Raw genomic sequence first — 9,311 nt, forward strand, 5'->3', positions numbered from 1 at the left:
TACTATTGCGGCTCATCTGCCATTAATTTCCAGGTAATAATTCCTTGGTAACTACCAGGATATAGCATAGTTGTTCCTTTAATTTCAAGCTTCAAGCCATCATCCGCTTGATTACTTCCCCAAGAATCTGTTATTGCAAAGCTTCCAGCTACCCCTTTAGTATTAACGTAAACAATCTGTTCTTGCTCTCCTATAAGTTTTTCTTTACCTTGGTAACTGTAGGTCAAAGCATCAACTAACTGATTGCCTTTTTCATCGGTAAGCGCCTTGGTTAATACAGCTGACATTCTAAAGCCCTTACTAGCATCAGCTCTTGTATCAGTTACAATCAATTCTTTATCAAAAGAAGGACGTTCAATTCGTTTATTTTTTGCCTCATACGTCAACGTTCCAAAATCAAGTTTCGTAGGGGTTGAGCTTAAGCTAATTAGTCCCTGTAGCTTATATCTAACAGTAACTGTCGGAGAACCAATAGCAACATTCGCTTCATTTTCTGGTTTACTAGCAATCTCGTAGCCAGCCGTTCTTATATTTTCTAACTGTTCAATGACTTTCTTTTCTTTCGTTAAATCAATAGGGTCTCCTACAAATCCGTCGATTGTTAGACTATAACCAGGTAGTAATTCTTCTATTTCATTTACAAAATTCACTTGTAGCTTTGCTGGTTCCTTAATTATTTCCACGGGAACATTTATTAAGGTTTCTTTATATTGATTTTTTAAAGAAATAACCGCAACTTTGTTTCCAATTGTTGATGTGTCGATACTAACAATCTTCGCTTCAATAGGATTTCCCATTTCATCATGAGGGCCTTTAACAAAATCAGTGGCTTTTAAATCCTTAATTTCTCTATATCTAAATACTTTTTGGGAAACTGGTTCTGCTGTTGGTGTTGGATAAGCAATTTTTACTTTTGCTGCTAAAGCATTTGAAATGAATAATCCATCCCCTTTAGCTAGTACTTCAATAAAATGCTCTCCTTCAGTCATTTCTAACGTACTAACTTTCTTAGTAATTAGCACTTTGTTATCAACAACTGGCATATTTTCACCAATTACATCATAAGTACCTGAATCTGTCCGGACAAAAGCTGCTACATTTTTAAAATCCGATGTTTCAACCCTTGCAGAAAAATCAATTGTTTCCCCTACATAATACAAGGGAGTCTCTTCTTGTTTATTTAATTTAAAATCAAGCAAGTTTGGTGGGAGAATGGCTCCTTGACTGATTAAATTCCAACGTCCCATGTAATTTCTGCTGCTTTCACTATATGTAAGTTGATTAGTATCACTGGCTGCTGCAATATGAAATTTCCCTGCAAAAATAGAATAACTACCTTCCTCACCCACAATAGCAGAAAAAACATGCCTAAATTTTGATGCAACCTTTTCTAAAGGGTTAAAATATTTAGAAATAGGAGATTTCCCTTCCCCTTGTTCAGAACTAATTAGAATCGTTTTATCTTTAGCATTGCCAATCACATAGCCATCAATATCCGTTGAATATAAAATAAACCATTTTTGATTAAGAGAGCCATAATCTTGGTAGGCAATAATATCCTTATCTACACCTACACCACCTTGAATATCAAAAACCGAGCTTTTAGTAGTTGTCGATCGCCCCACAGATTTAATGGAGTAATAGCCATTAAGCTGCTCAAGCTTAATCTGTTGGTTTGTCTCATTTGTTTGCTTTTGTAAAGTTAGCTCTGCACCAGAACTTGCGTCTAAGACCGTTAAAGCTAACTTATTTTTCTTATTCAAAAAAACATAATTTTCTCCAATAGCCACGATATCCCATAAATAATCTTCTGAAAAACGAGACAAATTATTAACTGGAGTCACTTGCGTTTCAATAGTAATTTTACTTCCAGCAGAATTTCCTTCTGGTTTTAAAAGATTTTGTTTGTTTTTTGATAAAAAAAGAATATAGCCTTCTGACTCTGGTCGCCATTCCACTCCAAATAGCTGATTTCCTAGTCCATGCTGTCCATAAAGAATCAATTTTTTCGTATTCATATTAACATCTGCTACTAAATGATTCGCTTTTGTCAGCACAGGTTTTAAAATATAAAAATTGTTATTTATTTCATTCGCCTTAGTAGTTTTCAGATTTATTTTTTTCGAGGAATTCTCTTCATTTATTGGATCTGATTCTACTAATCGCCCTTCTTGTGTTGTCGAGGTGGTTTCTAGATTGTTTTTCCCCTCAGTATTAGTGATTTCTTCATTACTCATTTTCGCCTCATTTTGAGTATACTGATTCATTTCGGAGTGGTTTGCTAAAACAACAGGTGTAGCTTGACAAATATAGATGCTGAAGCCTAATAAATTTACTAACAAAAGCCTTAACAATACTTTTTTATCAACTCACTCACCTCTTAACTATAGTATTATCCTTTAAACTTTATTTTTCCTCTGAAAAAGCATTCGCATTTACTTTATAATAATCAAATGCTTTTTGTTCATAGGCTTGGGCTTTCTCAATATCTACTAAAAATTCTTCTTTTAATTTTTCATTGCCGAAAAAATTATTTGTTTGCGTACTGGCATTCATACCTAACTCTTTTAATGCATTGTAGTATCTATTTAACGCTAACTGTCCTTCTTGTGTATTCAACGCACTTGCGCTTTTAGTGCCATAGCTAGCTAAGCTAGTTGCCAAGTAACGAATATTTTGTTGAACTTTCTCTTCTTCATCCTGCTTACTTGCACCCATTTGCACTTGCTTTTCAAAATCTCTTAACAGATAATAGCCTTTAACTACAGCATCAGAATCATCGGTTGTTAAGTTCATTGACTGATAATAGGACAGATAAGCTGAGCTTCCTCCTAGAATTAGACTAAATAATAAAAAGATAATCGTAAATCTAAAACTACGTTTCTTTCTTTTCATTAAGTACCGACGTTTCCGTGCAATTTTTCTGTTTTTCTTTTTATTCTTTGATTTTCTCTTTGGTAAAAATTTATACTGACGGTTATAGCGAACAAATTGAATCCCATTATAGCTTGCACCAAGAAGTGAAAGGATAGTTATTACAATTCCACCAATAAACAGCATTTCTACTATAGACATTTTTCCTCTCCTATCTTTGTGCAGCTTTCACTTTACTTAATTCTTCTTGGATGCTTTCTTTTTAGCCTGCATTTTAGCTTTTCTTCTTGCTAATTCTTTTTTTTCTTTCTTTTTACGCATGAATGTAAGAATAGTAAAAAACAATCCAATCATTAATAGACTTGCGCCTACTAACATAGCAATTAATTGCCAGTCTAATCCTTTTTCTTGTACTAAACCAACATCCCGTTCATTAAATTTGTCTGCTTCTTTTTTTGAAATGTTAAAATCCTCTGTCCATTCCCATTTTTGATCTGCTGACGTAACGAGAACTTTAGCTACATAATCCCCACTTACCATTTCTTCCCCGTTCATATTAACAGGAAAGGCCATGAAGGAATTTGGCGCCATTCTCATTGCACTTTGTTTCCGTTCATATAGGACAGTATCACTACCCTTTTTCATCACTTGCGCTTCTACTGTGACATTATTTAAATACGTAGCCATTATATTAGAAAAATCGATAAAAACAGCATTTCGATAATTTATTTGATCAGCATAGACTTTGTTTAATTTCAAATCTGGTTCTAACTTTACGTTTGATTCTTGTAACAAAACAGCTATTACGTAGGCATATTGATTAAGAATTTGAGACCCACTTGAGTTAGTTACATTACTATTTTGATTTTCTTTCATAAGTTGAATTCCACCAGCGATTACTCCATCATAAGCAGTGGTAGGCATTTCTATTTCTGTTTCTAATTCTTTGCTTTCGCCAGGAGCTAAGTCCACAGATTTCGGTGCTTTGACAATATCTTTGAAATCAAATTTTAGCGACGCATCATTTTTTATTGTAGAATCGCCATATTCAATCACACCATTTTGATTTGTTTTTGCGCTATTGATGCCGATTCCTACTGTTACTTTTTCACTTCCCGGATTGCTCAAGGTAATTTTAATGGTTTGTTTTTGTCCTGGAGCCATTTTTAATTTGTAATAGCCAACATTTTCTTCTAATTGATTGTCAGGAAAAGAAAGACTATATGTAAAACCAGTAATAGATTCTGTCTCGCTATTCTGCTTGTCTTCCTCATTTGCATAAGCAACTATCGATGAATTTCCTCTGATAAGAGAAAAAAGTATGACAATTAAGAGAAAAAGTAAGCGATTATTCTTGGTAATTATTTTATTCATGATTGAGCCTCACATTATTTTGTTTTATGTACGGGAAATTCTATTTAATAAAGAATAAGCTGACTTAAATTCATCAGCTTATTCTTATAGGACACTAAACAGTCAGAAGCGTTTCTTAAATTTAACCTTCTGGTGCTTCTTCTGGAGCAGCAACTATTTTCCAAGTAACTTTAGCTGTGTATGTGTCAACTGCCATATTGGAAGCTGTTACTGCTGGAATGGTCAACTTAATGGATTTATCTGTTGTATCTTTTGCTAAGTCTGCATTTGATTTACCAAAAGACATAATATAACGACCTTTTCCTTCTTTTTTGACTTTGTCAGCGGTAACTACCGTTTTAGCATCGTTTTCTGCTTCTGTTAATTGGAAGCCAGTAGCAATATTTGAAGGAATAACATTTTTATTATCTCCTTGAGATACTATAGAACCATTACTAAAGTCAATGGTAGAAGCAGTTAGTTTGTTATTGCCTGTCCCTGTAAATTGTTGTGTCAATTGTGCTGTAATCGTATAGCCATATTTTCCACCTGCACGAACATCTGCCCATTGAACATAGTTCCCACGTCTAATTTTTGTTTCTGCATTATCTGGGTCAGTAAATACCAATGGTTTAGCAAACGCTGTAACTGCATCTGCTGAGGTTTTAACTGTTCCAAATTCTAAATTAGTTGTTTTTTCTACAATTAATGAACCTTTATCTGTATTTTCATTTTCACCTGGTGATTCTGGGTCTGGATCTGGCAAAGGTTTTTCTGGATTTTCTGGGTCAACTGTTGGTGTGTCGCCTCCCCCTGCTACTCCTTCCTCAACCTTAACAGTACCTGTAGAATCTAGTGCTGTCGGTGCTGCTAAAACTGTTGCTGGTGCTCCCAAAGCTAAAAAAGCTGCTAGAGCGAGTGATGAAAGTGTTGTGTTTTTCATTTTGTATCCTCCTATTAAATGTATGTATTTGATAACTTGAGTTGCCTCAAACGTATCACGAAATTAAGGTAAATCTCCTAATATCCAAGTTAATGTTGTTTCATAAGTAACTGGATGTATTTTAGTATTTTCTGGAATCCTAATACTAATTGCTTCATTTGTGTAGACAGGCTTCCCATCCTTATCGTCAATAATGGGATTTCCTTGTTCATCTAGTTCTGGCTTAAGGGTGTTTTCTTGATTAGCTTTATTCTTTGGAGAAGCCCCAAAAATAATTAGCCAGGTCCCATTTTGACCTTTTTCTTTTTCTAGATTTGCTATATTATAAGCTTGATTAAAATTCTGAAAAGCTATGGTATCCCGAGCAACTGTTGGTAATTCTCTATCACCAAGACTGTTCACCCAGATTTTATCGAGAGAAAAGATAGCGCCATTTAATTCTTGTTCTTCTTTTTCTTGAATCACATTATTTTTAAATTGGCCACTCTGTTTGACTTGTAAAGACCAACTACTCGCTTGCTCTCGCTGATCTGTAATCTGTATGTAACTCCCTCGAACTTCGTCACTATTTACGAAACGTTGAGAACGAAGATAGTAAATTGAATCCTTTTTTTCTGGCTCTAAAGTCACCTTGCCAAAAGCCCAATCAGATGCAAAATCAATCCGTAAGTTCCCCTCCGTTGAATGAATTTTTTCCGGTATAAGTTTCTCTTCTGGATTCTCTGGATCAAGTATTACTGTTTTTTCACTATTTTCAACGTGAACTGTTCCAGTACTTTTTGGTTTATTTTCTGCTGCATCTGCCTCAATACCTACAAAAAACATTACTGCTAAGCAACTAATAAATTTTTTTTTCTTACAGTTTATTTTCACTCCTGCTTCCCCCTTATGCTTTTAAAGATCACAACACTCAGAGATAGCAAGAGTAAAGCAATACCTAAAAATAGATAGTTATTGCCGTTTTCTCCTGCTTTTGGAAGTTTTCCACGGGGCTTATCCTGAGAATGAGTTGCAGAACTTGCCTCACTTGTTACCGATTCAGTTGAAGATATAGATGAACTACTGGAATCCTTTGATTGGGATGATTCCTCAAAAGTAATCCCTACCCGGATATTTACTTGTCCTCCATCTACTGCTTCAACAACTGAAACAGCCTCAAATGAAAAATAAACCAGAAGGAAAATAAAAAAAATACGACAAAACCTTTTCATTAACATATTCTCTCCTCTTCTTATTTGACTGCTACTCATTTCTCAAATTAAGCCCGACACATGATTATTTCTTCCCAAAATTGTCTATTCTATGATAGAATCATTTAACATGTATCCAATAGAACGAATTGTTTTAAAAATTTGAGGGGATTTCCCATGATCTTTTAACTTATTTCTTAGATGGAACAACACATTACTAACCTTGTACTGTTTTAATTTCCCTTCACAAGAACCATTCCAAATGTATGAATAGATTTCTTCATAAGTACATGTTTGATTCACATTTTGATATAAATAATCGACCAAAGCATATTCTATCTTAGTTAAGCCAATTTTTTCTCCCTGTACAACAACTTCAAGATTTAATGGATTCAAATCAATTTTTTTCGAAGTTGCTAACGGCTGACTATTTCCTTTTCTTTTATCTTGAATCGTGTAAACAATGTTCATTGTGTTTTTGACCATAATTGCCATTTCATCCATGGGTGTTTTCTCACTAAAATTGTCTAAAACACCTAAATGTAAAATATTTTTTTTCGTTAGCGGTTGATAATTTTTCAAAAAAGTCCACATCGGGATAGAGGAATCTTTTTTTATTGAAAGAATTAAATTAAAAAGCTCTGCTGATTCTGCTTCATGGTTACTACAAAAAATAATCCCGTTCATCCCATTTATTTTATTTAGATTTACCTTTTTATTCTCAAAAAAAAATAAATCTATATCCGTATGTTTTTCAAATTCTTGTCGATTAAACATATACTCTGTCAGCTCAATGATCGCTATAGCACACAAAGAAATTCCTCCTTAAAATATCTTAATTTAAACTATAAATCAGATTTCTTCTTTTTGAAAATCTAAAAAATCTCTTAATTAGAAACATCTATAAACCAGCAACAAATAATTTACATGTAAAAAAAATTATAAAAAACACACTTATAAATAGATATATACATAATTTTTTAATGATATAAAAGATATTTTTTAACCTAAATTTAATAAAAAGGTTGTTTTTTTCTTGTTTAAAGAAATATCCCAAGGAGAAATGCAACTATATATTTTTTATATTTATTTTTCCGAACACAAAATCAAATAAAGACAAAATTGAATATCAATTTTGTCTTTCAAGATTTATTTATTTTTGTTTTCTTTTTACTTTATGACTAGTCATTTAATTTAAAAAAATAGTTCTATTTTATGACAATCTTTTTTCATCTAAATATAATCTAAAATTAGACCATTCTACATCAGAAAGAATATTTGAGAAAAAATACATTTCACAATTCTTTAAGGGTTCAACTACTGTGAAATTACACACTATTAAATCAATATTCATCTTTTCTATCAACTCAGGTTTAAAAGGCTGATTTAATAAAAATACAGCCTCTGTCTTTTGAGGCAAATTTTTTAAAGCTAAATATTTAGAATACGAAATAACTGCCGGAGGCCCCATAATTAAAAAAAGCACTTTTTTTACTGTATTCATTTTAGATACTGTAAAAACTGTCAATTTAATGGCCATATCATAGGTATGAATAAAATTAGCATTGTTTTTTAGAATTTTATACCAAATTGCTAATATATGTGGATATTTTTTTTCTATATTATCTTTAAGGTATGAATTGGTCGTTTGAAATATATCAGAAGCATCCGATAAAGCATTCAAGTTTACTAAGAAACCTGTTAATAGAATTTTTAAATCCATATGAACGGAATAGTTCAAGTTAACTGTATCAAAAAACATATCTACTAGAGACTCAAATTTCCTAAATTCTTTTACTAACTCATTCGTAAAAGACATCGAGTTACCATCATAAATTACATTATTAATCATCACTAAGTAAAGAAAAACATATTCTGATTCAGGAATATCTTGCTCCTCGATGATTACTTCTTTTGCTAAATTTTTTTTCAATAACAAAAAACCACTGTGGCTACTATATTTATTAATTGTTTCTTCCTTTAATTGGATAAATTTTTTCATAGAGGTTCTTTTTTTTATAATAAATAGCCATTTTTCAAGCGCTTGATAATTGATATTTAAAAGCCTACTATAACTTTTTCCAAAATCTTCGAAAGGATTATGATTATTATTACTTGTAAATTCCGAGTGATTTATTTCTTCATAATCAAAGTACTTATAATCAAAAAAATGAAAGTAAAAGTATCGAATGTTTACTTCATTACCAATTAGATATAGTGGATTTGTGTTCATCTCGATTTCATATTCATTCAGTATATCTTTAAGATAGGCAAGATATTTCCTTAACGTCGATTCAGAAACATACCATTCCTCCAATAGTCCACTAGTTGTAATATACTTTCCATCAAAAATAGCTTCTAGAATCGAAAATAATGGACTATTTCTAACAATTGATCGAATATGTTTTGTAAGTAAAAGCATATCCGTATTTTTTTTTAAGGAAAGATAATTATTTTCATAAAACAGTTGATCTGGAAACATTTCTACAAGCACTTGTGCATCTTTTTGGATCGTTTTTAGCGTCACTTGACACTTTTGGGATAAATGAATAAGGGAAACAGGAACCTCAGAATCCATTAAAATAGATAAAATATCAATCTGTCTTTTTTTACCAGAATCTATTAACAGCCTATGCCCTAAGTCGTTCATATGTATACTCATGCTCCCTTATAAAGAATTAAAAAAACCTATTAATAGGCAAAACTATTATCACTGTTTCTTTCTTAATTGTCAACAAATGCCTTTCCTAAGTACAGAACCCTTTCTAACCTTTATTTTTTCTTAATATGAATAATGTTATTTCATTTAGCCTGTTTTTCTTTCTATTTAATTAGATTAAAAAATAGCGATAAAAGAGAGTGGGACAATAGTCAGAAATACATCTGATTGTTGCCTCACTTTTTTGATTTCTAAAAAAAGAGAATGTTCCGTTTAAAAAACAAGAGGGATC

General features: G+C 32.1%; 8 protein-coding genes. All 8 read right to left on the bottom strand.

Translation table 11 applies throughout. The annotated features are described in order from the left end of the window. Positions 1 to 2: 2 nt before the first annotated feature. The 8 genes from BCR26_RS08150 to BCR26_RS08185 all read right to left on the bottom strand — a co-directional run bounded on the left by BCR26_RS08150 (position 3) and on the right by BCR26_RS08185 (position 9,010). Positions 3 to 2,342 carry an RICIN domain-containing protein gene (locus tag BCR26_RS08150; protein ID WP_069698486.1) on the bottom strand — a complete coding sequence of 780 codons (2,340 nt, stop codon included), beginning with the start codon at positions 2,340 to 2,342 and terminating at the stop codon, positions 3 to 5. A gap of 64 nt (positions 2,343 to 2,406) precedes the next feature. Next, the gene (locus tag BCR26_RS08155) at positions 2,407 to 3,075 is read right to left on the bottom strand and encodes a hypothetical protein (RefSeq protein WP_069698487.1); all 669 of its coding nucleotides are present in this window, start codon (positions 3,073 to 3,075) and stop codon (positions 2,407 to 2,409) included. 36 nt (positions 3,076 to 3,111) lie between these two features. Continuing rightward, positions 3,112 to 4,248 carry a WxLIP family cell surface protein gene (locus BCR26_RS08160; RefSeq protein ID WP_069698488.1) on the bottom strand — a complete coding sequence of 379 codons (1,137 nt, stop codon included), beginning with the start codon at positions 4,246 to 4,248 and terminating at the stop codon, positions 3,112 to 3,114. Between the two features lie 121 nt (positions 4,249 to 4,369). Next, positions 4,370 to 5,170, bottom strand: coding sequence for a WxL domain-containing protein (locus BCR26_RS08165; RefSeq protein ID WP_069698489.1), 801 nt, complete (start codon positions 5,168 to 5,170; stop codon positions 4,370 to 4,372). A gap of 63 nt (positions 5,171 to 5,233) precedes the next feature. Continuing rightward, positions 5,234 to 6,043 (bottom strand): WxL domain-containing protein, encoded by an 810-nt coding sequence (locus BCR26_RS08170; protein ID WP_084387070.1) that lies wholly within the window; start codon positions 6,041 to 6,043, stop codon positions 5,234 to 5,236. Then, a complete protein-coding gene (locus BCR26_RS08175; RefSeq protein ID WP_169818871.1) occupies positions 6,040 to 6,381 on the bottom strand; it encodes an EF2685/EF0750 family sortase-dependent surface protein in 342 nt (113 codons plus the stop codon). Before BCR26_RS08175 ends, BCR26_RS08170 begins: the two co-directional genes overlap by 4 nt. 84 nt (positions 6,382 to 6,465) lie before the next feature. Then, positions 6,466 to 7,173 (bottom strand): winged helix-turn-helix domain-containing protein, encoded by a 708-nt coding sequence (locus BCR26_RS08180; RefSeq protein WP_069698491.1) that lies wholly within the window; start codon positions 7,171 to 7,173, stop codon positions 6,466 to 6,468. A gap of 400 nt (positions 7,174 to 7,573) precedes the next feature. Continuing rightward, on the bottom strand, positions 7,574 to 9,010 hold the full coding sequence (locus BCR26_RS08185; RefSeq protein ID WP_069698492.1) for an AcpB/EbpR/MafR family transcriptional regulator: 1,437 nt from the start codon (positions 9,008 to 9,010) through the stop codon (positions 7,574 to 7,576). Positions 9,011 to 9,311 lie beyond the last annotated feature (301 nt).

Source organism: Enterococcus rivorum, from assembly GCF_001742285.1.
Taxonomy (GTDB): Bacteria; Bacillota; Bacilli; order Lactobacillales; family Enterococcaceae; genus Enterococcus_L; species Enterococcus_L rivorum.